24 protein-coding genes and 1 pseudogene are annotated in these 22,808 nt (G+C 61.0%); 16 read left to right on the forward strand and 9 right to left on the reverse strand.

From position 1 onward, the window contains the following. Window positions 1-20: 20 nt before the first annotated feature. Both AC3WRD_RS04660 and AC3WRD_RS04665 read right to left on the reverse strand, forming a co-directional pair. Window positions 21-1,166, reverse strand: a complete 1,146-nt coding sequence (locus AC3WRD_RS04660; RefSeq protein ID WP_096817292.1) for an MFS transporter — start codon at window positions 1,164-1,166, stop codon at window positions 21-23. Between the two features lie 184 nt (window positions 1,167-1,350). Further along, entirely contained in the window at window positions 1,351-2,844 is a 1,494-nt protein-coding gene (locus AC3WRD_RS04665) for an aldehyde dehydrogenase (RefSeq protein ID WP_102620711.1), read from the reverse strand. A gap of 236 nt (window positions 2,845-3,080) precedes the next feature. Here AC3WRD_RS04665 and AC3WRD_RS04670 point away from each other — a divergent pair, with 236 nt between their 5' ends. Then, window positions 3,081-3,443, forward strand: coding sequence for a cupin domain-containing protein (locus tag AC3WRD_RS04670; protein WP_085708876.1), 363 nt, complete (start codon window positions 3,081-3,083; stop codon window positions 3,441-3,443). A 73-nt stretch (window positions 3,444-3,516) separates the two neighbouring features. Here AC3WRD_RS04670 and rpmG read toward each other — a convergent pair whose 3' ends face one another. Both rpmG and rpmB read right to left on the reverse strand, forming a co-directional pair. After that, window positions 3,517-3,672: a 50S ribosomal protein L33 gene (rpmG, locus tag AC3WRD_RS04675; RefSeq protein ID WP_003177274.1), complete on the reverse strand. Its 156-nt coding sequence runs from the start codon at window positions 3,670-3,672 to the stop codon at window positions 3,517-3,519. Between the two features lie 11 nt (window positions 3,673-3,683). Beyond that, window positions 3,684-3,917 carry a 50S ribosomal protein L28 gene (rpmB, locus tag AC3WRD_RS04680; RefSeq protein ID WP_003177273.1) on the reverse strand — a complete coding sequence of 78 codons (234 nt, stop codon included), beginning with the start codon at window positions 3,915-3,917 and terminating at the stop codon, window positions 3,684-3,686. Window positions 3,918-4,363: 446 nt separating this feature from the next. On the opposite strand from rpmB, the gene AC3WRD_RS04685 reads away from it, so the two are divergent. Then, complete coding sequence (locus tag AC3WRD_RS04685) at window positions 4,364-5,950, forward strand: ABC transporter substrate-binding protein (RefSeq protein ID WP_102620710.1); 1,587 nt, start codon at window positions 4,364-4,366, stop codon at window positions 5,948-5,950. Between the two features lie 36 nt (window positions 5,951-5,986). Here the strand turns inward: AC3WRD_RS04685 and radC are convergent, their stop codons facing one another. Further along, entirely contained in the window at window positions 5,987-6,661 is a 675-nt protein-coding gene (gene radC, locus AC3WRD_RS04690) for a RadC family protein (protein ID WP_096817287.1), read from the reverse strand. A 135-nt stretch (window positions 6,662-6,796) separates the two neighbouring features. Between radC and coaBC the strand changes: the two genes are divergently transcribed. The 4 genes and pseudogenes from coaBC to argB all read left to right on the forward strand — a co-directional run bounded on the left by coaBC (window position 6,797) and on the right by argB (window position 11,036). After that, window positions 6,797-8,005, forward strand: coding sequence for a bifunctional phosphopantothenoylcysteine decarboxylase/phosphopantothenate--cysteine ligase CoaBC (gene coaBC / locus AC3WRD_RS04695; RefSeq protein ID WP_102620709.1), 1,209 nt, complete (start codon window positions 6,797-6,799; stop codon window positions 8,003-8,005). Between the two features lie 5 nt (window positions 8,006-8,010). Continuing rightward, window positions 8,011-8,466, forward strand: coding sequence for a dUTP diphosphatase (gene dut, locus AC3WRD_RS04700; RefSeq protein ID WP_096817283.1), 456 nt, complete (start codon window positions 8,011-8,013; stop codon window positions 8,464-8,466). Window positions 8,467-8,702: 236 nt separating this feature from the next. Then, a pseudogene (locus AC3WRD_RS04705) lies at window positions 8,703-10,106 on the forward strand (phosphomannomutase/phosphoglucomutase); the annotation flags it as partial. Between the two features lie 24 nt (window positions 10,107-10,130). Further along, the gene (gene argB, locus AC3WRD_RS04710) at window positions 10,131-11,036 is read left to right on the forward strand and encodes an acetylglutamate kinase (protein ID WP_003229488.1); all 906 of its coding nucleotides are present in this window, start codon (window positions 10,131-10,133) and stop codon (window positions 11,034-11,036) included. A gap of 70 nt (window positions 11,037-11,106) precedes the next feature. Here the strand turns inward: argB and pyrE are convergent, their stop codons facing one another. Further along, window positions 11,107-11,751 (reverse strand): orotate phosphoribosyltransferase, encoded by a 645-nt coding sequence (gene pyrE, locus AC3WRD_RS04715; protein ID WP_011336558.1) that lies wholly within the window; start codon window positions 11,749-11,751, stop codon window positions 11,107-11,109. An 82-nt stretch (window positions 11,752-11,833) separates the two neighbouring features. Here pyrE and crc point away from each other — a divergent pair, with 82 nt between their 5' ends. Then, entirely contained in the window at window positions 11,834-12,613 is a 780-nt protein-coding gene (gene crc, locus AC3WRD_RS04720; RefSeq protein WP_007920349.1) for a catabolite repression control protein Crc, read from the forward strand. 93 nt (window positions 12,614-12,706) lie between these two features. On the opposite strand, the gene AC3WRD_RS04725 is transcribed toward crc, so the two are convergent. Further along, window positions 12,707-13,075, reverse strand: coding sequence for a DUF4870 domain-containing protein (locus tag AC3WRD_RS04725; protein ID WP_096817279.1), 369 nt, complete (start codon window positions 13,073-13,075; stop codon window positions 12,707-12,709). A 28-nt stretch (window positions 13,076-13,103) separates the two neighbouring features. Continuing rightward, window positions 13,104-13,826, reverse strand: coding sequence for a ribonuclease PH (gene rph / locus AC3WRD_RS04730; RefSeq protein WP_085731379.1), 723 nt, complete (start codon window positions 13,824-13,826; stop codon window positions 13,104-13,106). 268 nt (window positions 13,827-14,094) lie between these two features. Between rph and AC3WRD_RS04735 the strand changes: the two genes are divergently transcribed. The 6 genes from AC3WRD_RS04735 (at window position 14,095) to AC3WRD_RS04760 (ending at window position 19,405) form a co-directional block, all read left to right on the forward strand. Then, the gene (locus AC3WRD_RS04735; protein ID WP_007954440.1) at window positions 14,095-14,958 is read left to right on the forward strand and encodes a YicC/YloC family endoribonuclease; all 864 of its coding nucleotides are present in this window, start codon (window positions 14,095-14,097) and stop codon (window positions 14,956-14,958) included. A 12-nt stretch (window positions 14,959-14,970) separates the two neighbouring features. Next, on the forward strand, window positions 14,971-15,591 hold the full coding sequence (gene gmk / locus AC3WRD_RS04740) for a guanylate kinase (protein ID WP_003229498.1): 621 nt from the start codon (window positions 14,971-14,973) through the stop codon (window positions 15,589-15,591). Between the two features lie 168 nt (window positions 15,592-15,759). Next, entirely contained in the window at window positions 15,760-16,023 is a 264-nt protein-coding gene (gene rpoZ / locus AC3WRD_RS04745; RefSeq protein ID WP_003229503.1) for a DNA-directed RNA polymerase subunit omega, read from the forward strand. A 57-nt stretch (window positions 16,024-16,080) separates the two neighbouring features. Next, on the forward strand, window positions 16,081-18,186 hold the full coding sequence (gene spoT / locus AC3WRD_RS04750; protein WP_007954439.1) for a bifunctional GTP diphosphokinase/guanosine-3',5'-bis pyrophosphate 3'-pyrophosphohydrolase: 2,106 nt from the start codon (window positions 16,081-16,083) through the stop codon (window positions 18,184-18,186). Window positions 18,187-18,210: 24 nt separating this feature from the next. Next, a complete protein-coding gene (locus AC3WRD_RS04755; RefSeq protein ID WP_003229509.1) occupies window positions 18,211-18,591 on the forward strand; it encodes a RidA family protein in 381 nt (126 codons plus the stop codon). A gap of 73 nt (window positions 18,592-18,664) precedes the next feature. Further along, the gene (locus AC3WRD_RS04760) at window positions 18,665-19,405 is read left to right on the forward strand and encodes a putative periplasmic lipoprotein (protein WP_102620707.1); all 741 of its coding nucleotides are present in this window, start codon (window positions 18,665-18,667) and stop codon (window positions 19,403-19,405) included. A gap of 67 nt (window positions 19,406-19,472) precedes the next feature. Here the strand turns inward: AC3WRD_RS04760 and AC3WRD_RS04765 are convergent, their stop codons facing one another. After that, entirely contained in the window at window positions 19,473-20,330 is an 858-nt protein-coding gene (locus tag AC3WRD_RS04765) for an SDR family oxidoreductase (RefSeq protein WP_102620706.1), read from the reverse strand. 188 nt (window positions 20,331-20,518) lie between these two features. Here AC3WRD_RS04765 and exbB point away from each other — a divergent pair, with 188 nt between their 5' ends. From exbB to AC3WRD_RS04780, 3 genes are read left to right on the forward strand one after another with little or no spacing between them, the layout of a single operon-like run. Further along, window positions 20,519-21,481 carry a tonB-system energizer ExbB gene (gene exbB, locus AC3WRD_RS04770; protein ID WP_102620705.1) on the forward strand — a complete coding sequence of 321 codons (963 nt, stop codon included), beginning with the start codon at window positions 20,519-20,521 and terminating at the stop codon, window positions 21,479-21,481. 6 nt (window positions 21,482-21,487) lie between these two features. Continuing rightward, the gene (gene exbD, locus AC3WRD_RS04775; RefSeq protein WP_096817269.1) at window positions 21,488-21,916 is read left to right on the forward strand and encodes a TonB system transport protein ExbD; all 429 of its coding nucleotides are present in this window, start codon (window positions 21,488-21,490) and stop codon (window positions 21,914-21,916) included. Then, window positions 21,913-22,659: an energy transducer TonB family protein gene (locus AC3WRD_RS04780; protein ID WP_096817268.1), complete on the forward strand. Its 747-nt coding sequence runs from the start codon at window positions 21,913-21,915 to the stop codon at window positions 22,657-22,659. The genes exbD and AC3WRD_RS04780 overlap by 4 nt, the downstream gene beginning before the upstream one ends. The last annotated feature ends 149 nt before the right edge of the window (window positions 22,660-22,808 follow it).

Below are 22,808 nucleotides of genomic sequence, written 5' to 3' on the forward strand. Positions count from 1 at the left end.
AGTCCGCTCCAGCCGGATCATCAGGCCGGCTCCGGCACCTTGCCGAACGCCCCTTGCCGCGACAGCAGAATCACCAGACCGAACGCCCCGGCCGCCATGAACCACGGCAACGCGTGCCCGCTGATCCATTGACTGCCCGCCCCCGCCGCCAACGGCCCGATCAGGCAACCGACACCCCACAGTTGCGCGACATGCGCATTGGCCCGCACCAGCGCGTCGTCGCGGTAGCGCTCGCCGATCAGGATCAGCGACAGGGTGAACAAACCACCGGCACTGGCGCCGAACAGCACCCACAGCGGCCAGATCAGCAAGGTGTCGATCAGCATCGGGATCGCCAGGCTCGACAGCATCAGCACCACGGCGCAACCGGTGAACAAGGTCCGCCGCGACAGGTAGTCGGCCAGCGCACCGATCGGCAATTGCAGCAGCGCATCGCCGACCACCACGGTGCTGACCATCGCCAGCGCGATTTCCGCCGTGAAGCCCTGTTGCAGGCAGTACACCGGCAACAGGGTCAGGATCATTGCCTCGAATGCAGCGAACAGCGACACCGCCCAGGCAATCGCCGGCAATTCGCGGCTGAAGCCCCATAGATCGCCGAACGTCACGCTGCTGGCCTCGCTGCTCGGTGCACCGCTGCGCCCCAGCAGCAAAAGCGGCGCAGCGATCAAAAGGCCAACACCCGCCCAGAAGCCGTAATCATGCTCGGTGCCGAGCGCCCCCAGCAGTAACGGGCCAGACAGTTGGCTCAATGCATAACTGCTGCCATACAGCGCCACCAGTCGCCCGCGCCACTGCTCGACCACCAGTTGATTGATCCAGCTCTCGCCGAGGATGAACACGATCGTCAGGATTACCCCGATCATCAGCCGCAGTACCAGCCAGATCGGATAACTCGGCAACAATGCCAGCAGGCCGATGGACAATGCCCCGCCCCACAGGCACAGGCGCATTAGGTTCGCCGTACCGAAGCGCGCCGCCAGATGACTTGAAACCTTAGCCCCCAGCAACACACCGATGGCCGGCATCGCCGCCATCACGCCGATGGCGAACGAACCATAACCCCAGCCCTCCAGACGCAACGACACCAGCGGCATGCTGACACCGAGGGCCAGGCCAACACTCAAGACAGACGCCAACACGGCGAAATACGTCGCCCAACGCATGGTCCACGCTCCTGTGGATAATTTTTATGTGCACCACAAAACACTGTGGGAGCGAGCTTGTTCGCGAAAACGGTTGCACCTTCAGCAGATTCGCTGACGGATACACCGCTTTCGCGAGCAAGCTCGCTCCCACAGGGATCTTTGTATCGTTCGGGAGCCTGCCGGAGCAGGCCCCCTCAACGGTTTACAGCTTGATCCAGGTCGCCTTCAGCTCGGTGTATTTGTCGAACGCGTGCAGCGACTTGTCACGGCCGTTGCCCGACTGCTTGAAGCCGCCGAACGGTGCGGTCATGTCGCCGCCATCGTACTGATTGACCCACACGCTGCCGGCACGCAGTGCCTTGGCGGTCAGGTGAGCCTTGGAAATGTCCTGCGTCCAGACCGCTGCCGCCAGGCCGTAAGGCGTGTCGTTGGCGATGTTGATCGCTTCCTCGGCCGTGTCGAAGGCGATGACCGACAGCACCGGGCCGAAGATTTCTTCCTGAGCGATCTTCATCGCGTTGCTCACGCCGTCGAAAATCGTTGGCTCGACGTAAGTGCCACCGGTTTCCTGAAGGATGCGCTTGCCGCCGGCCACCAGTTTGGCGCCGTCGGTGTGGCCCGACTCGATGTAGGACAGCACGGTGTTCATCTGCTGGGTGTCGACCAGCGCACCGACGTTGGTGGCCGGATCCAGCGGGTTACCTGGCTTCCAGGCTTTCAGCGCCTCGATCACCATCGGCAGGAATTTGTCCTTGATCGAACGCTCGACCAGCAGACGCGAACCGGCGGTGCAGACTTCGCCCTGGTTGAAGGCGATGGCGCTGGCAGCGGACTCGGCCGCAGCCTGCAGGTCCGGCGCATCGGCAAACACGATGTTTGGGCTCTTGCCGCCAGCTTCCAGCCAGACGCGTTTCATGTTCGATTCGCCGGAATAGATCATCAGTTGCTTGGCGATCTTGGTCGAACCGGTGAACACCAGCGTGTCGACGTCGTTGTGCAGCGCCAAGGCTTTGCCGACGGTGTGGCCGTAGCCTGGCAGCACGTTCAGCACGCCTTTCGGAATGCCGGCTTCAACCGCCAGTTCGGCGATGCGGATGGCGGTCAGCGGGGATTTTTCCGACGGCTTGAGGATCACCGAGTTACCGGTCGACAGCGCCGGGCCAAGTTTCCAGCAGGCCATCATCAGCGGGAAGTTCCACGGCACGATGGCGCCAACCACGCCCACTGGCTCGCGGGTTACCAGTCCCAACTGATCGTGCGGAGTCGCGGCGACTTCGTCGTAGATCTTGTCGATCGCTTCACCGCTCCAGCTCAGCGCTTGCGCCGCGCCCGGAACGTCGATGTACAACGAATCGCTGATCGGCTTGCCCATGTCGAGGGTTTCGAGCAGGGCCAGCTCTTCGGCGTGCTGCTTGAGCAGGCCGGCGAAACGGATCATGGTGGCTTTGCGTTTGGTCGGTGCCAGGCGCGACCAGACGCCGGAATTGAAAGTGGCGCGAGCGTTTTCCACAGCGCGCTGGGCATCGGCGGCGTCACAGCTGGCAATCTTGCCCAGCAGACGGCCATCGACCGGGCTGATGCACTCGAAGGTCTCGCCGGAGACGGCATCGGTGTACTCGCCATTAAGGTAGGCGCGGCCTTCGATCTTCAGGTCGCGGGCGCGTTGTTCCCAGTCGGCACGATTCAGGGTGGTCATTCGAGTGTCCTCCTCTTGTTGAATACGAGCGCCGCGCGATCTTCGCCGGCGTCCTCAGGAATTCTGCCCGGCCAGCCTGTTTTCGGCCCAAGGCACCCGCCACCCTAAACCAGCGGCCGGGGTTGTTTCAATATATTTGACATAAGGCGGCTATACAGCCTTGCGGCGTTCAATTTAATCAACATAGACTTTGGCCCCTTCAAGCCACCGCGCCGTCATCACGGGAGAAAACAACAATGAACATCCAGAACGTCGTCGACATCAGCCTGACCATGGACCAGGCCGAACGCTACCGCCCGGACCCGGCAAAAGTCCTCAAGGGCGATCCCGAACAAGCGGTGTTCAATCAATACGACAGCCCTTGCGGGCAAATGGGCGTCGGCGTGTGGGAAGGTGCAGTCGGGCAATGGACAGTGAATTACACCGAGCATGAATACTGCGAAATCCTGCAAGGCGTTTCGGTGCTACGTGACGGCGAAGGCAATGCCAAAACCCTGCGTGTCGGTGACCGCTTCGTGATTCCGGCCGGCTTCCGTGGCACCTGGGAAGTGCTGGAAGCCTGCCGCAAGGTCTATGTGATCTTCGAACAAAAAGCCTGAGGCCTTTCATCAGGCAACAAAAAAGGCCCGTATCGTGAGATACGGGCCTTTTTCGTAAGTCGGGAAAAATCAATTACTTGATTTTGCCTTCCTTGTAGATCACGTGCTTGCGAACAACCGGATCATATTTCTTGATCTCGATTTTGTCCGGGGTAGTACGCTTGTTCTTGTCGGTAGTGTAGAAGTGACCAGTACCGGCGCTCGAGATCAAACGAATCAATTCACGCATGATTAGCTCCCTTAAACCTTGCCGTCGCGACGCAGCTCGGCCAGCACAACGCTGATGCCACGCTTGTCGATGATACGCATGCCTTTGGCGGAAACGCGCAGGCGTACGAAACGTTTCTCTTCTTCAACCCAGAAGCGGTGATGCTGCAGGTTCGGCAGGAAACGACGACGGGTTTTGTTGTTTGCGTGGGAAATGTTGTTCCCAGTCACCGGACCCTTACCGGTAACTTGACATACTCTAGACATGCCTCAGCCCTCTAAAACCACATGCCCAACCCGGCATGGGTTGGCCGCTTAATCTCTAGTCATTGTGGCGCCAGGCGCCGCGATTCTTTAGAGGTCTTACCGGCTACACCTACAAGCGAAGGAACCGGGCCCCTAGAAAAGAGCGCTGCTTTATACCAGAAAGACCACGGAGCAACAACTTTCCGTGTGCAAAGAATGGCTAAAAAGCCGCTTTTTCCGCCCGCAAGCGGCTTGGGCAAAGGCTGGCGGCAATTTTTACCATTCGTCGAAGAAAACCGATCATACCCGCATTCGAGACTTTTCCTGCCGCCACTTCCGATAAATCCTCAGCCGCACAGCCCCGAAAATGCAAAAAGGGGATAGTCATTTGCAATCGCGACCACTAGGGTAGGCCTTTTCCAGACTGCACTTGCAGATGGGCCTTCGATCTGTAAAGGAAGCCGACCATGCGCCTCGCTGCCCTCCCCCTGCTGCTCGCCCCGCTATTGCTGAGCCCCCTGGCCCATGCCGCCGCCCTGAGCGTGTGCACCGAGGCCAGCCCCGAAGGGTTCGACGTGGTGCAATACAACTCGCTGACCACCACCAACGCTTCGGCCGACGTGCTGATGAATCGCCTGGTGGACTTCGATACCGCCAGCGGCAAGGTGGTCCCGAGCCTGGCCGATAGCTGGGAAGTCAGCACCGATGGCCTGAGCTACGTGTTCAAGCTGCACCCGCAGGTGAAATTTCACACGACTGATTACTTCAAGCCGACCCGCGAGTTGACCGCCGAAGACGTCAAGTTCAGCTTCGACCGCATGCTCGACCCGGCCAACCCGTGGCACAAGGTCGCTCAGAGCGGTTTTCCGCACGCCCAGTCGATGCAGCTGCCGAGCCTGATCAAGAAGATCGACGCACTGGACCCGCTGACCGTGCGCTTCACCCTCGACCACCCGGACTCGACGTTCCTCGCGACCCTGAGCATGGGTTTTGCCTCGATCTATTCCGCCGAATACGCCGACAAACTGCTGAAAGCCGGCGCCACCGACAAGCTCAACAGCCAACCGGTCGGCACCGGCCCGTTCGTCTTCACCCGATTCCAGAAAGACGCGTCGATCCGCTACAAGGCCAACCCGGACTACTTCGGCGGCAAGCCTGCGGTGGATCCGCTGATCTTCGCCATCACCCCGGACGCCAACGTGCGCCTGCAAAAGCTGCGGCGTAACGAGTGTCAGATTGCCCTGTCACCAAAGCCTCTGGACGTACAGGCCGCGAAGGAAGAACCGACGCTGAAAGTCGAAAAGACTGACGCGTTCATGACCGCTTTCGTTGGGATCAACAGCCAGCATCCTCCGCTGGATAAACCGGAAGTACGTCAGGCGATCAACCTCGCCTTCGACAAGGCCAACTACCTCAAGGCTGTGTTCGAAGACACCGCCGAAGCCGCCAACGGCCCGTATCCACCGAACACCTGGAGCTACGCCAAGAACCTGCCGGGCTACCCGCACGATGTGGAGAAAGCCAAGGCGTTGCTGGCCAAGGCCGGATTGAAGGACGGCTTCCAGACCACCATCTGGACGCGTCCGTCCGGCAGCCTGCTCAACCCGAACCCGAGCCTGGGTGCACAACTGCTGCAATCGGACCTGGCGGAAATCGGCATTCAGGCGGAAATCCGCGTGATCGAGTGGGGCGAGTTGATCCGTCGCGCCAAGGCTGGCGAACATGATTTGCTGTTCATGGGCTGGGCCGGCGACAACGGCGACCCGGACAACTTCCTCACGCCGCAGTTTTCCTGCGCGGCAGTGAAGTCCGGCACCAACTTCGCCCGCTACTGCAACGCCGACCTGGACAAACTGATCAGCGCCGGCAAGACCACCAGCGAGCAAGGCGTACGCACCAAGCTCTACGAACAGGCACAGGCGCAGATCCAGCAGCAGGCATTGTGGCTGCCGCTGGCGCATCCGACGGCGTATGCATTGACGCGTAAAGACGTGCAGGGTTACTCGGTCTCCCCGTTCGGGCGGCAGGATTACTCCAAGGTCACCCTGAAGTAATCCGCCCCGGCTTGCAGCGACTGCAGTCGCTGCAAGCTACATCCAGCCACACTCCGCCATCGACAACGGCTCGCCATCTCCGACGATGAAGTGGTCGAGCACTCGCACATCGATCAGCTCAAGCGCTTTCTGCAATCGCTTGGTCAATAATCGATCAGCCTGACTGGGATCCGTGTTTCCCGACGGGTGGTTGTGGCACAGGATCACGGCTGCCGCATTGTTCGCCAGCGCACGCTTCACCACTTCCCTGGGATGTACGGCGGTGTTGTCGATGGAGCCCCGAAACAGCGGTTCGAAGGTCAGCACTTGGTGTTTTGAGTCCAGAAACAGGCAACCGAACACCTCGTGTGGCTCGTGGCGCAGCATGGCTTTGAGGTAGTCGCGTACGACCTGTGGATTTTCCAGCGTCGGTTTCTGGCGCATGCGCTCGGCCAGATGCCGCCGGGCCATCTCCAGCACCGCCTGCAATTGAGCAAATTTCGCCGGCCCCAGCCCCAATTGCTCGCTGAACGCCCCGAGATCTGCCTCCAGCAACGCACGCAGGCTGCCGAACTGATTCAACAAGTGTCGCGCCAGATCCACCGCGCTTTTCCCGGATACGCCGGTGCGTAAAAAAATCGCCAGCAATTCGGCATCGGAAAGACTTCCCGAGCCCTGTTCAAGCAGCTTCTCCCGCGGCCTTTCCGCCGCCGGCCAATCGCGAATACTCATACACATTCCTTGTCTGTGGGCGCCGCTGTTCCGTAGCGGTCGCTGTGATATCGTAGCCCATCTTTTTTGCGGGCGAATTCACCCTGGGGAGGGGGTTTCGCCACGTATGTCACCAACGAAATGAAAGGCAGACCTATGCAGCGGCTGTATCGGAAACGCATCGTTCTGGGCGTCGGCGGCGGTATCGCTGCCTACAAGAGCGCTGACCTTGTTCGCCGCCTGATCGACCAGGGCGCCGAAGTGCGCGTGGTCATGACCCGTGGCGGCAGCGAATTCATCACCCCGCTGACCATGCAGGCGCTGTCCGGCCACCCGGTTCACCTGGATTTGCTCGACCCGGCAGCCGAAGCGGCGATGGGCCACATCGAACTGGCCAAATGGGCCGATCTGGTGCTGATCGCCCCGGCCACCGCCGACCTGCTGGCCCGTCTGGCTCAAGGCATTGCCAACGATCTGCTGACCACACTGGTGCTGGCCACCGACGCCATCGTCGCTGTCGCTCCGGCGATGAACCAGGCCATGTGGCGCGATCCGGCCACCCAGGCCAACCTGCAACTCCTTGAAAGCCGTGGCCTGAAGGCCTTCGGCCCGGCCTCCGGTAGCCAGGCCTGCGGCGACGTCGGCATGGGCCGCATGATGGAAGCCACCGACCTGGCCCAGCTCGCGGCAGACTGCTTCCAGCGTCAGGCACTGACCGGCAAGCACGTGGTGATCACTGCTGGCCCGACCCAGGAAAACATCGACCCGGTGCGCTACATCACCAACCACAGCTCCGGCAAAATGGGCTTCGCCCTGGCGGAAGCGGCGGTGGAAGCCGGCGCCCGCGTCACGCTGATCAGCGGCCCGGTGCATTTGCCGACGCCGGATCGTGTCACCCGGATCGACGTGGTCAGCGCCCGCGACATGCTCGCCGCGTGTGAAGCCGCGATCCCTTGCGACATCTTCATCGCCTCGGCGGCAGTCGCGGACTACCGTCCGGAAGTCGTCGCCCCGCAAAAATTGAAGAAAGATCCTACGAGCGGCGACGGCTTCGTCCTGCAAATGGTGCGCAACCCGGACATCCTGGCCACCATCGCGACCCGTCCCGACCGTCCGTTCAGTGTCGGCTTCGCCGCCGAGACCGAACACCTGCTCGACTACGCTGCACGCAAGCTGAAGGACAAGAATCTCGATCTGATCGTCGCCAACGACGTCGCCAACCCGAGCATCGGTTTCAACAGCGAAGAAAACGCCTGCAGCGTCATCGACCGTGCGCTGCACGCCACGGTTTTCGCCCAGACCAGCAAGAGCAAGATCGCTCGCCAACTGGTCACTTTTATCGCCGAACGTCTGAACCAGGTTTAATTTACATGCACGCTTTGCAAGCCAAGATCCTCGACCCACGCATCGGTACCGAATTCCCGCTGCCGCAATACGCCACACCAGGCTCCGCCGGTCTCGACCTGCGCGCCATGCTGCAAGAGGAAATCGTGATCAAGCCGGGTGAAACCGTGCTGATCCCTACCGGTCTGTCGGTGTACATCGGCGACCCGAACCTTGCCGCGCTGATCCTGCCGCGCTCGGGCATGGGCCATAAGCACGGCATCGTGCTGGGCAATCTGGTCGGTCTGATCGACTCCGATTACCAGGGCCCGCTGATGGTCTCCTGCTGGAACCGTGGCCAGACCGAATTCACCATGCCGGTCGGCGAGCGTTTGGCGCAACTGGTGCTGGTGCCGGTGGTGCAGGCGCACTTCGAAATGGTTGAAGAGTTCGTCGAAACTGAGCGCGGCGCTGGCGGTTTCGGCCACTCCGGCACCAAGTGATCGGCTAGAAATCTGTCGTGGCGAGGGCGTGTTTCTCGCCACGAATTTCAAAATGTCATCTGCAAGGTTTAGCACCGAAAATCAAGGCATTGGCAGGCCAAAGCCACGCCGGACAAGGCGTCATGGCCCTTTCACACCACGAACTCTCTGTGAAAACCGCCGTCATACCCTTCAGTTTGAGCCAGCCGCCGAGATGATTCGTCGGCGTGTCCCGCCACTTTCGAGATGGAGCATTTCCGCAGATGAGCACCCCCGCCCAAGTCGCCCCGAAGCTTCCCGACAGCATCTTCCGCGCCTATGACATTCGCGGCACCGTGCCGGAATTCCTCAATGCCGAAACCGCCTACTGGATCGGCCGCGCCATCGGCTCCCAGAGCCTGGCCCAGGGTGAACCGAACGTGTCCGTTGGCCGTGACGGCCGCCTGTCCGGTCCTGAACTGGTTGCCGCGCTGATTCGCGGCATCGCCGAAAGCGGCTGTCACGTCAGCGACGTCGGCCTGGTGCCGACCCCGGCGCTGTATTACGCCGCCAACGTGCTGGCCGGCAAATCCGGTGTGATGCTTACCGGCAGCCACAACCCGTCGAACTACAACGGCTTCAAGATCGTGATCGCCGGCGACACCCTCGCCAACGAACAGATCCAGGTTCTGCATGAGCGTATCAAGACCGGCAACCTGAGCAGCGGCCAGGGCAGCGTGACCCAGGTCGAGATCCTCGACCGCTACACCACCGAAATCGTCCAGGACATCAAACTGGCCCGACGCCTGAAAGTCGTGGTCGATTGCGGCAACGGCGCGGCCGGCGTGATCGCCCCGCAACTGATCGAAGCGCTGAACTGCGAAGTCATCCCGCTGTTCTGCGAAGTCGACGGCAACTTCCCGAACCACCACCCGGACCCGGGCAAGCCTGAAAACCTTGTCGACCTGATCGCCAAGGTCAAGGAAACCAAGGCTGACATCGGCCTGGCCTTCGACGGTGACGGCGACCGCGTCGGCGTGGTGACCAACACCGGCACCATCGTGTTCCCGGACCGCCTGCTGATGCTGTTTGCCCGCGACGTGCTGGCCCGCAACCCGAGCGCGGAAATCATCTTCGACGTCAAATGCACCCGTCGCCTGATCCCGCTGATCAAGGAATATGGCGGCCAGTCGTTAATGTGGAAGACCGGTCACTCGTTGATCAAAAAAAAAATGAAACAGACCGGCGCGTTGTTGGCCGGTGAAATGAGCGGGCACATCTTCTTCAAGGAACGCTGGTTCGGTTTCGACGACGGCATTTACAGCGCCGCACGGCTGCTGGAAATCCTCAGCAAGGAAAAATCCGACGCGGAAACGCTGTTCGCGACCTTCCCGAACGATATTTCCACGCCGGAAATCAATATCCATGTGACCGAAGAGAGCAAATTCAGCATCATTGATGCACTGCACGATGCACAGTGGGGCCCAGGCGCCGACCTGACCACCATTGACGGCGTGCGGGTCGATTACGCCAAAGGCTGGGGCCTGGTGCGCGCCTCCAACACCACACCGGTGCTGGTGCTGCGTTTCGAGGCCGATGACGAGGCTGAATTGCAGCGCATCAAGGCTGTGTTCCATGCCCAACTGAAACGCGTTGCACCTGATCTCCAACTACCGTTCTGATTTCTGATTCACCCGGAGCCCTGAATGACCCTCGAACGCGAAGCCGCCGCCCACACCGCCCAGGTCCTGTCCGAAGCGCTGCCTTACATCCGACGTTATGTCGGCAAGACCCTGGTGATCAAATACGGCGGCAACGCGATGGAAAGCGAGGAGCTGAAAACCGGCTTCGCCCGCGACATCGTCTTGATGAAAGCCGTGGGGATCAACCCGGTCGTGGTTCACGGCGGCGGCCCGCAGATCGGTGATCTGCTCAAGCGCCTGTCGATCGAAAGCCACTTCGTCGACGGCATGCGCGTGACCGACGCGGCGACCATGGACGTGGTGGAAATGGTCCTCGGCGGTCAGGTCAACAAAAGCATCGTCAACCTGATCAACCGTCACGGCGGCAGCGCCATCGGCCTGACCGGCAAAGATGCGGGGCTGATTCGCGCCAAGAAGCTTACCGTCACCCGCCAGACCCCGGAGATGACTCAGCCGGAAATCATCGACATCGGCCAGGTGGGCGAAGTCGTCGGGATCAACACCGAACTGCTTAACCTGCTGGTCAAAGGCAACTTCATCCCGGTGATCGCGCCGATCGGTGTGGGTGAGAATGGCGAGTCGTACAACATCAACGCTGACTTGGTGGCCGGTAAAGTCGCCGAAGCGCTGAAAGCCGAGAAGCTGATGCTGCTGACCAACATCGCCGGCCTGATGGACAAGTCGGGCACCGTGCTGACCGGCCTGAGCACCCAGCAGGTCGACGACCTGATCGCCGACGGCACCATCTACGGCGGCATGCTGCCGAAGATCCGCTGTGCACTGGAAGCGGTTCAGGGCGGTGTCGGCAGTTCGCTGATCATCGACGGCCGCGTGCCGAACGCGATCCTGCTGGAAATCTTCACCGACACCGGTGTGGGCACGCTGATCAGCAATCGCAAGCGTCCGTAAGCGGTAGCGCAAACAAAAAGACCCCGCTCAGCCTGGCTGAGCGGGGTCTTTTTTTGCCCGGAAGAAGCGATCAGACGCCGAACTGGGCGCGATAGGCTTCAACGGCTGGCAGGTGCTGCTTGAGCTGCGGGTCGTCAGCCAGGAATTCCAGCACCTGGTTCAGCGACACGATGCTGATGACCGGGATGCCGAAATCACGTTCGACTTCCTGAATGGCCGACAGCTCACCGTTGCCGCGCTCCTGACGGTTCAGGGCGATCAGCACGCCGGCAGCCTTGGCGCCGTCCTGGGAAGCGATGATCTGCATCACTTCACGGATCGCGGTGCCGGCGGTGATCACGTCGTCGATGATCAGCACGTCGCCGGTCAGCGGAGCGCCGACCAGGCTGCCGCCTTCGCCGTGGGCCTTGGCTTCCTTGCGGTTGAAGCACCATGGCAAATCGCGGTTATGGTGCTCGGCCAGCGCCACGGCAGTGGTTGCCGCCAGCGGGATGCCTTTGTAGGCCGGGCCAAACAGCACGTCGAACGGAATTCCGCTCTCGGCGATGGCTGCGGCGTAGAAACGACCCAGCTGCGCCAGCGCGGAGCCCGAGTTGAACAGGCCGGCATTGAAGAAGTAAGGACTGGTGCGCCCGGACTTCAGGGTGAACTCACCGAAGCGCAAAACGCCGCGATCGATGGCAAAACGAATGAAATCGCGCTGATACGCTTGCATGAAAAAAACCCCAAATACCACGGATTTAGCTAATTAGCTTGACGCCGTGTATCATACACGCACGCGATTTTTGGGGCCATTTATGCGGATCATCAGTGTGAACGTCAATGGTATTCAGGCTGCAGTCGAGCGAGGTTTGCTCAGTTGGCTGCAGGCACAGAATGCCGACGTCATCTGCCTGCAGGACACCCGTGCCTCCGCCTTTGAACTGGACGACCCAGCCTTCCAACTGGATGGCTACTTCCTTTATGCCTGCGACGCAGAAGTTCCCGCCCAAGGTGGCGTGGCTTTGTACTCGCGGTTGCAACCGAAGGCTGTCATCAGCGGTCTCGGTTTCGAGACGGCCGACCGCTACGGGCGCTACCTGCAAGCAGATTTCGACAAAGTCAGTATTGCCACCTTGCTGCTTCCTTCGGGGATGAACGGCGATGAGGACTTGAACCAGAAGTTCAAGCTCATGGACGACTTCGGCAAGTACCTGGACAAACAGCGGCGCAAACGTCGCGAGTACATTTATTGTGGCTCGCTGTACGTCGCGCAGCAGAAGCTCGACATCAAGAACTGGCGCGACAGCCAGCAATCCCCGGGCTTCCTGGCGCCAGAACGCGCCTGGATGGACGAGATTGTCGGCAACATGGGCTACGTAGACGCCCTGCGCGAAGTCAGCCGCGAAGGCGACCAGTACAGCTGGTGGCCGGACAACGAACAGGCCGAGATGCTGAATCTGGGCTGGCGCTTCGACTACCAGATCCTGACCCCGGGCCTGCGGCGCTTCGTGCGCAGTGCACGCCTTCCGCGTCAGCCACGGTTCTCGCAGCACGCGCCGCTGATCGTCGACTACGACTGGACGCTGACCATCTAAGCGTCGATTCGTGGATGCAAAAAAGCCGACATCGCTGTCGGCTTTTTTGTGGGCGCTGATTTTTGCTTTTATGCAGGAGACTCGAGTTGATCGTTATTTGAGCAATCGCCAGGTGAACGGATAGCGGTAAGGGAATCCGTTGTTAGCCTTCACCCCAGCAATAATCGGCAGCACAAACGAGCAAATGACCACCGGGATAATCAGCAGATACCCAATAAGCACTACCGTCAGCCCCACGCCAATGAGCGTAGCAATGGTCATCGTGATCTGAAAATTCAGCGCTTCCTTACCCTGCGCATCAATAAACGAGTCCTTCTCACGCTTCATCTGCCAGAGGATCAGCGGCCCGATCAAACTGCCAAATGGAAACCAGATCCCCAGCAAGCCGGACAAGTGACAGAACATCGCCCATTGGCGAACCTCCTGGCTCGGCTTGGGCAGTAACTCTTGCTCATCACTCATCGCGTCTTCCTTGTGGGTACGAACCGTCTCAGTCGGCCAGTGCGGCCGTTTGCAGTTCGAAGATCTCGTTCATGCCTTTCTTGGCCAGCTCCAGCATCGCGTTCAGCTCTTCAGGCTGGAACGGCGCGCCTTCGGCGGTGCCCTGCACTTCGATGAAACCACCGGTGCTGGTCATGACCACGTTGAGGTCGGTCTCGGCAGCGGAATCTTCAAGATAGTCCAGGTCCAGTACCGGCTCGCCCTGGTACATGCCCACGGAGACAGCGCCGATCATTTGCTTGAGCGGGTCGCCGCCTTTCAGGCCGCCACGCTTCTTGATCACTTTCAAGGCATCGACCAGTGCAACCATCGCGCCGGTGATCGACGCGGTACGGGTGCCGCCGTCAGCCTGGATCACGTCGCAATCGACGTACAGGGTGACGTCGCCCAGCTTGGACATGTCCAGCGCGGCGCGCAGGGAACGGCCGATCAGACGCTGGATTTCCAGGGTGCGGCCGCCCTGCTTGCCACGGCTCGCTTCACGCTGGTTACGCTCGCCGGTGGCGCGCGGCAGCATGCCGTACTCGGCGGTCAGCCAGCCCTGACCCTGGCCTTTGAGGAAACGCGGTACGCCGTTTTCGACGCTGACGGTGCAGATGACTTTGGTATCACCGAATTCGACCAGTACCGATCCTTCGGCGTGCTTGGTGTAGTTGCGGGTAATGCGGATCGAGCGGAGCTGATCGGCAGCGCGACCACTTGGACGTTTCATAGGAGATACCTGTACTGGGGACGGAAAACTGCGGAGCATTATAGAGCTGCGCACCGCGCCTGGGCACTGCTTAAAAATTCCGGCCGTCGATCAAGGGCCCTGAAACGCACTTCGCCGACGGCCTGCAGCCCTTTGTCACACCGTGTGTTTGGGCGCATCTGCCGCACTGCGCTACAATCCTGCGCCTTTGCTGCCAGTCGGCTTAAATTCATTGATATCGAGCTGCGGAGCTTCAATCCGCGCCGATCTGTATCGCGAGGTCACCGCCATGGTGCACAGCATGACCGCCTTCGCCCGCGTCGAGAAAGCCGGCGTTCAGGGCACCCTGAGCTGGGAACTGCGCTCGGTCAACAGCCGCTACCTGGAACCCCATCTGCGCCTGCCGGAGTCGTTTCGCGACCTCGAAGGCGCCGTCCGCGAAGCCCTGCGCCAGGGCCTGTCGCGCGGCAAACTGGAATGCACCCTGCGCTTTACCGAAGAAAGCACCGGCAAGCCGCTGCAAGTGGACCGCGAGCGCGCTGCGCAACTGGTCGCTGCCGCTGAAACCGTCGCCGGCCTGATCAAGAATCCGGCCGCGCTGAACCCGTTGGAAGTGCTGGCCTGGCCCGGCGTACTGGTCGCCGACGCCACCGACCCGCAGGCGTTGAACGCCGAGGCGCTGGCCCTGTTCAATCAAGGCCTGAAAGATCTCAAGGCCGGCCGCGAGCGCGAAGGCGCGGAGCTGGCACGCCTGATCAACGATCGCCTGACCTCTATCGAGGAAGACGTGGTGACCCTGCGCGAACTGGTTCCGCAGATGCTCGCCACCCAGCGCCAGAAAGTCCTCGACCGCTTCGCCGACATGAAGGCCGAGATGGACCCGCAGCGCCTGGAACAGGAAATGGTCATGCTCGCGCAAAAGAGCGACGTGGCCGAAGAACTGGATCGCCTGAGCACCCACATCATCGAAGTTCGCCGGGTGCTGAAATCCGGCGGCGCCGCCGGCCGGCGCCTGGACTTCCTGATGCAGGAACTCAACCGCGAAGCCAACACACTGGGCTCCAAGGCCTTCGACCCGCGCAGCACCCAGGCGGCGGTCAACCTCAAGGTGTTGATCGAGCAGATGCGCGAACAAGTGCAGAATATTGAGTAAGGCTACCCCGACATGACCCACAGCACCGGCACCCTGTACATCATTTCCGCCCCTTCGGGCGCGGGCAAGAGCAGCCTGGTCAAGGCCCTGACCGACGCCAACCCGGAAATCCGCGTCTCGATTTCCCACACCACCCGCGCCATGCGCCCGGGCGAAGTGGACGGCGTGAACTATCACTTCGTAACCCGCGAAGAGTTCGTGAAGATGGGCGAGCACGGCGACTTCCTCGAACGCGCCGAAGTCTTCGGCAACTTCTACGGCACCTCGCAAAGCCGACTGCAGCAGACCCTGGACGAAGGCCACGACCTGATTCTGGAAATCGACTGGCAAGGCGCCGAGCAAGTGCGCAAGCTGATGCCGCAGGCCCGTTCGATCTTCATCCTGCCGCCATCGCTGCAGGCCCTGCACCAGCGCCTGACCAACCGCGGCCAGGACAGCGACGAGATCATCGACGGCCGGATGCGTGAAGCGGTCAGCGAGATGAGCCACTATGTCGAGTACGACTACCTGATCATCAACGACGATTTCGCCCACGCGCTGGACGATCTGAAAGCGATTTTCCGCGCCAATCAGCTGCAACAGAAACGCCAACAAGTGCGTTTCGGCAAATTGCTGGCTGAATTGCTGGGCTGAAACAGCACTTCCCAAAACCGCTGCAAGGGCTTTACATTGGTGCTTGCAGCGCGTTGAAGAGTCTGGTCAAAAAATCAGCGCTTCCCTAATCGCTGGTGATTTTTTAAACTGTTGAGTCCGCTCGCCCAACCGGGCAGCGCGCATATTGCATTCGCTCCGAGGAATACCATGGCCCGCGTAACCGTTGAAGACTGCCTAGAACACGTGGAAAACCGCTTTGAGCTGGTCATGCTCTCTACCAAGCGTGCCCGTCAACTGGCCACCGGCGGCAAAGAGCCCCTGGTACAGTGGGAAAACGACAAACCGACCGTAGTTGCGCTGCGTGAAATCGCTGAAGGCCTGATGAGCTACGAGTTCATCGCCGAGCAGGAAATCGTCCACGAAGACCCGGTCTTCGCTGCGTTCGAGGACGAGTCCAACGAGGCCGTCTAAGCCTATGCCTGGTCGACGTAGCACGGCGCGGGATCACAGCCTACGGCAGGAGTTATCATGCCGAGCATAGACGCCCTCGCCGATCGCTTATCGACCTACCTCGGCAACGACCAGGTCAACCTGGTCCGCCGAGCGTATTTCTACGCCGAACAAGCCCACGACGGCCAACGCCGCCGCAGTGGCGAGGCGTACGTCACGCATCCTCTTGCCGTGGCAAATATTCTTGCCGACATGCACATGGACCATCAGAGCCTGATGGCCGCGATGCTGCATGACGTGATCGAAGACACCGGTATCGCCAAAGAAGCGCTGCAAGCGCAATTCGGTGAAACCGTGGCCGAACTGGTCGACGGGGTCAGCAAACTGACCCAGATGAACTTCGAGACCAAGGCCGAAGCCCAGGCTGAAAACTTCCAGAAAATGGCCATGGCCATGGCCCGCGACATTCGCGTGATCCTGGTCAAGCTCGCCGACCGCCTGCACAACATGCGCACGCTGGAAGTGCTGTCCGGCGAAAAACGCCGGCGCATCGCCAAGGAAACCCTCGAGATCTATGCTCCCATCGCCAACCGGCTGGGCATGCACGCGATCCGCATCGAGTTCGAAGACCTCGGTTTCAAGGCCATGCACCCGATGCGTTCCGCGCGGATCTACCAGGCGGTCAAACGCGCCCGGGGCAACCGCAAGGAAATCGTCAACAAGATCGAAGAGTCCCTTGGCCACTGCCTCGCCATCGACGGCATCCAGGGTGAAGTCAGCGGTCGCCAGAAACACCTCTACGGCATCTACAAGAAAATGCGCGGCAAGCGTCGGGCCTTCAACGAAATCATGGACGTCTACGCGTTCCGGATCATCGTCGACAAGGTCGATACCTGCTACCGCGTGCTGGGCGCTGTGCATAATTTGTACAAACCGTTGCCGGGGCGCTTCAAGGATTACATCGCGATCCCCAAGGCCAACGGCTATCAGTCGCTGCACACCACGCTGTTCGGCATGCACGGTGTACCGATCGAGATCCAGATCCGCACCCGCGAAATGGAAGAGATGGCCAACAACGGCATCGCCGCCCATTGGCTGTACAAATCCAGCGGCGACGAACAGCCAAAAGGCACCCATGCCCGCGCCCGTCAGTGGGTCAAGGGCGTGCTGGAAATGCAGCAACGTGCTGGCAACTCGCTGGAATTCATCGAGAGCGTGAAGATCGACCTGTTCCCGGACGAGGTCTACGTGTTCACGCCCAAAGGCCGGATCATGGAGCTGCCCAAAGGCTCCACGGCGGTCGACTTTGCCTATGCAGTGCACACCGACGTTGGCAACAGCTGCATCGCCTGCCGGATCAACCGTCGTCTCGCACCGCTGTCCGAACCGCTGCAAAGCGGCTCCACGGTCGAGATCGTCAGCGCCCCCGGCGCGCGGCCGAACCCGGCGTGGCTCAATTTCGTGGTCACCGGCAAGGCGCGGACCCACATCCGTCATGCGCTGAAACTGCAACGCCGCTCCGAGTCCATCAGCCTCGGCGAACGCCTGCTGAACAAGGTACTCAACGGTTTCGACAGCGCGCTGGAACAGATTCCGGCCGAACGCGTGAAGGCGATGCTCACCGAGTACCGCCTCGAACTGATCGAAGATTTGCTTGAAGACATCGGCCTGGGCAACCGCATGGCCTACGTCGTGGCGCGCCGCCTGCTCGGCGAAGGCGAACAATTGCCAAGCCCGGAAGGTCCGCTGGCGATTCGCGGCACCGAAGGCTTGGTGCTCAGTTACGCAAAATGCTGCACGCCGATCCCGGGCGACCCGATTGTCGGTCACCTGTCGGCGGGCAAAGGCATGGTCGTGCACCTGGACAACTGCCGCAACATCAGCGAGATCCGCCACAACCCGGAAAAATGCATCCAGCTCTCGTGGGCCAAGGATGTCACCGGCGAATTCAACGTCGAACTGCGCGTCGAACTGGAGCACCAGCGCGGCCTGATCGCCCTGCTGGCCAGCAGCGTCAACGCGGCCGACGGCAATATCGAGAAAATCAGCATGGACGAACGCGATGGCCGCATCAGCGTCGTCCAACTGGTGGTCAGCGTCCACGACCGTGTGCACCTGGCCCGCGTGATCAAGAAACTGCGCGCCCTGACCGGGGTGATCCGCATCACCCGCATGCGTGCATAACTCAAACATTACAAGGAGTCATACATGACCAAGACCGTTATCACCAGCGACAAGGCCCCGGCCGCCATCGGCACTTACTCCCAGGCGATCAAGGCTGGCAACACTGTCTACATGTCGGGCCAGATCCCGCTGGACCCGAAAACCATGGAACTGGTCGAAGGCTTCGAAGCCCAGACCGTCCAGGTGTTCGAGAACCTGAAAGCCGTGGCCGAAGCTGCCGGCGGTTCGTTCAAGGACATCGTCAAGCTGAACATCTTCCTCACCGACCTGAGCCACTTCGCCAAGGTCAACGAGATCATGGGCAAGTACTTCGACCAGCCGTACCCGGCCCGCGCCGCCATCGGCGTTGCTGCCCTGCCAAAGGGTTCGCAGGTTGAAATGGATGCCATTCTGGTCATCGAGTAATGCGCACGGCGCGGCCCTTCAAGGTCGCGCCGACTGCTCTGCGGTAAAGAAAAGGTTTTGAAAGGATTCCACCATGCGCAAAGCGCTTGCTCTCTCGCTGCTCGCCATTTTCCTCGGCGGTTGCGCCAGCAACCCTGCCGACCGTGACATCAGCGGCACCTGGATCAACCAGGTCGCCATCGATGCCGCCGCCAAGGGCGGCCCCCTGCGCGAAGCGCTTCAGGCCTACGGCCCGAACCTGGAATGGGACATCAACACCAAGGCCAGTCAGGCCCGCTTCACCAACGGTTTTGAGAACGTCGAAGGACGGCTGCTGGGCGAACAGTCCGGCGCCTGGAAAGTCGACTTCTACGGCAGCTCCGGCAGCGAGTTGAAGCGCGACGGCGGCCAGTTACACCAGGCCGCCAGCGAAAACGAACCACAGCAGCTCTTCGACCGTGCCCAGATCCCCGTGCCGGAAGGCGCACCGATCGGTGCCAGCTTCGAACGCGCCCTGTACGCAGCCTACCTGGGTGGCAACTGGAAGATCGCCAGCGGCCAGGGCGAAGGCACTACCGTGCAATTCCAGGCCGACGGACAAGTCTCCGGGCTGCCCGGTGCCGACCGTTATGCCTTGTGTCTGGCGGGCGACTGCGCATCGATGAGCAGCGGCAACGACAGCATGTGGCTGCAGCAGAACGGTCAGGGCAATAACTGGATCTTCGTGCGCAAGGGCAAGGAACTGGAAATCCTGCAGGCCGTGAACACGGCACTGGCGGACGAACAACCGCAGTTCAGTCCCGGCGAACGCAAGTGGTTGCTCGAAAAGCAGTGATCTGCGCTTGAAACAAAAAAGGCGGAAGCAAGCCATTGCTCCCGCCTTTTTTACGTCCGGAAGGAAGTCAGCAGCGACCTTCAAGAATCGCGGCATACCCCTCGCGATAACTCGCATACGTCGGCACCCAGCCCAACGCCTTCGCCCGCGCATTGCTGCAACGCTTGCTGCCGGTTCGACGCACGCTCTCGTCTTCCGACCATTCGGTGACACCCAGATACTCGCGCAGCCACGCCACCACCTCGGCCAGCGGTGCCGGCGCATCGTCCACGCCGATGTAGATGTCATCCAGCGCCACACCCTTGCGATCCGCCTCCAGCAGAAACGCCAGCAACCCCGCCGCGTCATCGGCATGAATGCGATTGCCATACAGCGGCGGATCGACCGCCACGCGATAGCCACGACGCACCTGGGTCAGCAGCCATTCACGGCCCGGGCCGTAAATGCCGGTCAGACGCACGATACTCGCCGGAATGCCGCTGCTGAGCGCAACCTGCTCGGCTTCCAGCATCAACCGACCGGAATACCCGGCAGCGACGGTCGCAGAGGTTTCATCCACCCACTCACCGTCCTGCTGTCCATAAACACTGCTGCTGGAGACAAACAGCAGCCGGTCTGGCACCTGGCCGTAGTCGTTCAACCACTCCAGCACATGCTGCAAACCCTGCACATAAGCCGCGCGATAACCGGCTTCATCGTGCTCGGTCGCGGCCGCGCAATACACCAGGTAATCCACGGCGCCGACCGGCCAGGTCTCGGGGCAATCTTCATTGAACAAGTCACCGGCCACACCGATAACACCTTCCGGCAAACGTGAAACATCCCGGCGCAGGCCATACACCTGAAAACCGGCAGCCAGTAATTGCTTTGCCAGACGGCTGCCGACATCACCGCAACCGGCGATCAAAACAGAGGGCGCGGACATCAAAAATCTCCCATCGGAAAGCGACAGACTAGCCTTGGCAGGGGACGAGCGGCTAGCAATGAAGGAAAAAAAGCAACTCTATTACTTTTGTTAACAAGAATTACTTGCAATAATGCACGCCACTTTTGTTCTCGGCCTCACGAGGCCTGGAAGAGCATCACCGTTTTTCTATCTCAGGTCCGGCCAGCATGACACGCAATCAAATCCCCGCTTCGCCAACCAAACGACCTCGCGCCTGGAGCGCGGTGGCTGCCCTGCTCCTCAGCCTGATGCTGGCGCCAACCGCCGCTTTCGCTGACGCCCAGACGCCGGCCACTCCAGCCGCTCACGAGCAGACTGCACCGGCCGCCCCTGCCGCAGCGCCGGCCGCGACCGACCCGGTTCAGGCCGTGGACGCCAGCGCCGAAGACGCACCTGAAGTCCTCGAAGCCGACAACACCCTGGGCATGGCCCACGACCTGTCGCCTTGGGGCATGTACCAGAACGCCGATATCATCGTGAAAATCGTGATGATCGGCCTGGCCATCGCTTCGATCATCACCTGGACCATCTGGATCGCCAAGGGCCTTGAGCTGATGGGCGCCAAGCGTCGCCTGCGTGGCGAAATCGCCGCCCTGAAAAAAGCCACCACCCTTAAAGAAGCCAGCGCCACTGCGGCGAAGGAAGGCACCCTCGCCAACCTGCTGGTTCACGACGCCCTTGAAGAGATGCGCCTGTCGACCAACGCACGCGAGAAAGAAGGCATCAAGGAACGCGTCAGCTTCCGCCTCGAGCGTCTGGTGGCTGCCTGTGGCCGCAACATGAGCAGCGGCACCGGCGTACTCGCCACCATCGGTTCCACCGCACCGTTCGTCGGTCTGTTCGGCACCGTGTGGGGCATCATGAACAGCTTCATCGGCATCGCCAAAACCCAGACCACCAACCTCGCCGTCGTGGCCCCGGGCATCGCTGAAGCGCTGCTGGCCACTGCACTGGGTCTGGTCGCTGCGATCCCGGCGGTGGTGATCTACAACGTGTTCGCCCGCTCCATCGCCGGTTACAAGGCTCAGGTGTCCGATGCGTCGGCAGAAGTCCTGCTGCTGGTCAGCCGCGACCTCGACCACCAGCCTGAGCGCAGCAGCTCGCAGCCGCACATGGTCAAAGTGGGGTAATCGGCCATGGGCCTGCATTTGAAAGAAGGCGCAGACGACGATCTGGCCGAGAACCACGAAATCAACGTCACGCCGTTCATTGACGTGATGCTGGTGCTGTTGATCATCTTCATGGTGGCCGCTCCGTTGGCCACCGTGGACATCAAGGTCGACCTGCCTGCTTCGACCGCCAAACCGGCGCCACGGCCAGAGAAACCGGTGTTCCTCAGCGTGAAAGCTGACCAGCGCCTGTTCCTCGGCGAAGACGAAGTGAAGGCCGAAGCCCTCGGCGCCACCCTCGACGCCCGGACCAAAGGCAAGAAAGACACGACGATCTTCTTCCAGGCCGACAAAGGCGTGGACTACGGCGACCTGATGAGCGTGATGGACAACCTGCGCGCCGCCGGTTACCTGAAGGTCGGCCTGGTCGGACTCGAGAGCGCAGTCAAGAAATGATCACGACGCGCCATAAGCTGACGCGTTACAGCGGTAGCCTGGCCGTGGTGCTGGGCGTTCATGCGCTGGCCATCGCGCTGGCGCTGAACTGGACCGCCCGCCCGCCCATCGAACTGCCGCCGCAGGCAATGATGGTCGAGCTGGCACCGGTTCCGGCCCCGCCACCGCCTGCACCGCCGAAAGTCGTCACGCCACCGCAGCCACCGGCTCCGGTCGAAGAACTGCCGATCCCGAAACTGGCCGAAGCCCCCAAGGCAGAAATTGCCGTGCCCAAGCCGGTGAAGCCCAAGCCGAAGCCGCAACCGCCAAAACCGGTTGAGAAGAAACCGGAGCCTGTGAAGGAAAAACCTTCCGAGGAAAAACCGGCAGAAACTCAGCAGACCCAGGCGCCGACGGAGAAATCCGCCCAGCCGGCACCGGGCCCGTCGCCAGCACAACTGGCGGCCAAGGCCAGTTGGCAAGGCACCCTGCTCGCGCATTTGCAGAAGTACAAGAAGTACCCGCAAAGCGCACAGGCACGGGGCAAGGAAGGCTTGAACCGGCTGCGTTTCGTGGTCGATGCCGAAGGCAACGTGCTGTCGTTCGAACTGGTGGGCCGTTCTGGTAACGCTGATCTGGACCGGGCTACCCTGGACATGATCCGCCGCGCTCAACCGCTGCCCAAGCCACCGGCCGACATGTTGACCAATGGCTCAATCGAAATTGTTGCGCCGTTTGTTTACTCGCTGGAACGCCGCCGCTGATCTGCACTGGCAGAACACGGCTCGATCCCGCCAGAAAGGCACCGAAAGGTGCCTTTCTCATATCTGCAAACGGCAAACCGACATTGCCCGGTGTCGCATTCATCACTCAGTCTGATAACGTGCGTCTATCGATTGCAGCCGGTATGCTT

It is taken from the genome of Pseudomonas sp. FW215-R2 (assembly GCF_058789255.1).

Excerpts from the sequence above, each read along its gene's own strand:
- AC3WRD_RS04660 (WP_096817292.1), bottom strand. The coding sequence starts at position 1,166 with ATGCGTTGGGCGACGTATTTCGCCGTGTTGGCGTCTGTCTTGAGTGTT.
- AC3WRD_RS04665 (WP_102620711.1), bottom strand. The coding sequence starts at position 2,844 with ATGACCACCCTGAATCGTGCCGACTGGGAACAACGCGCCCGCGACCTG.
- AC3WRD_RS04670 (WP_085708876.1), top strand. The coding sequence starts at position 3,081 with ATGAACATCCAGAACGTCGTCGACATCAGCCTGACCATGGACCAGGCC.
- rpmG (WP_003177274.1), bottom strand. The coding sequence starts at position 3,672 with ATGCGTGAATTGATTCGTTTGATCTCGAGCGCCGGTACTGGTCACTTC.
- rpmB (WP_003177273.1), bottom strand. The coding sequence starts at position 3,917 with ATGTCTAGAGTATGTCAAGTTACCGGTAAGGGTCCGGTGACTGGGAAC.
- AC3WRD_RS04685 (WP_102620710.1), top strand. The coding sequence starts at position 4,364 with ATGCGCCTCGCTGCCCTCCCCCTGCTGCTCGCCCCGCTATTGCTGAGC.
- radC (WP_096817287.1), bottom strand. The coding sequence starts at position 6,661 with ATGAGTATTCGCGATTGGCCGGCGGCGGAAAGGCCGCGGGAGAAGCTG.
- coaBC (WP_102620709.1), top strand. The coding sequence starts at position 6,797 with ATGCAGCGGCTGTATCGGAAACGCATCGTTCTGGGCGTCGGCGGCGGT.
- dut (WP_096817283.1), top strand. The coding sequence starts at position 8,011 with ATGCACGCTTTGCAAGCCAAGATCCTCGACCCACGCATCGGTACCGAA.
- argB (WP_003229488.1), top strand. The coding sequence starts at position 10,131 with ATGACCCTCGAACGCGAAGCCGCCGCCCACACCGCCCAGGTCCTGTCC.
- pyrE (WP_011336558.1), bottom strand. The coding sequence starts at position 11,751 with ATGCAAGCGTATCAGCGCGATTTCATTCGTTTTGCCATCGATCGCGGC.
- crc (WP_007920349.1), top strand. The coding sequence starts at position 11,834 with ATGCGGATCATCAGTGTGAACGTCAATGGTATTCAGGCTGCAGTCGAG.
- AC3WRD_RS04725 (WP_096817279.1), bottom strand. The coding sequence starts at position 13,075 with ATGAGTGATGAGCAAGAGTTACTGCCCAAGCCGAGCCAGGAGGTTCGC.
- rph (WP_085731379.1), bottom strand. The coding sequence starts at position 13,826 with ATGAAACGTCCAAGTGGTCGCGCTGCCGATCAGCTCCGCTCGATCCGC.
- AC3WRD_RS04735 (WP_007954440.1), top strand. The coding sequence starts at position 14,095 with ATGGTGCACAGCATGACCGCCTTCGCCCGCGTCGAGAAAGCCGGCGTT.
- gmk (WP_003229498.1), top strand. The coding sequence starts at position 14,971 with ATGACCCACAGCACCGGCACCCTGTACATCATTTCCGCCCCTTCGGGC.
- rpoZ (WP_003229503.1), top strand. The coding sequence starts at position 15,760 with ATGGCCCGCGTAACCGTTGAAGACTGCCTAGAACACGTGGAAAACCGC.
- spoT (WP_007954439.1), top strand. The coding sequence starts at position 16,081 with ATGCCGAGCATAGACGCCCTCGCCGATCGCTTATCGACCTACCTCGGC.
- AC3WRD_RS04755 (WP_003229509.1), top strand. The coding sequence starts at position 18,211 with ATGACCAAGACCGTTATCACCAGCGACAAGGCCCCGGCCGCCATCGGC.
- AC3WRD_RS04760 (WP_102620707.1), top strand. The coding sequence starts at position 18,665 with ATGCGCAAAGCGCTTGCTCTCTCGCTGCTCGCCATTTTCCTCGGCGGT.
- AC3WRD_RS04765 (WP_102620706.1), bottom strand. The coding sequence starts at position 20,330 with ATGTCCGCGCCCTCTGTTTTGATCGCCGGTTGCGGTGATGTCGGCAGC.
- exbB (WP_102620705.1), top strand. The coding sequence starts at position 20,519 with ATGACACGCAATCAAATCCCCGCTTCGCCAACCAAACGACCTCGCGCC.
- exbD (WP_096817269.1), top strand. The coding sequence starts at position 21,488 with ATGGGCCTGCATTTGAAAGAAGGCGCAGACGACGATCTGGCCGAGAAC.
- AC3WRD_RS04780 (WP_096817268.1), top strand. The coding sequence starts at position 21,913 with ATGATCACGACGCGCCATAAGCTGACGCGTTACAGCGGTAGCCTGGCC.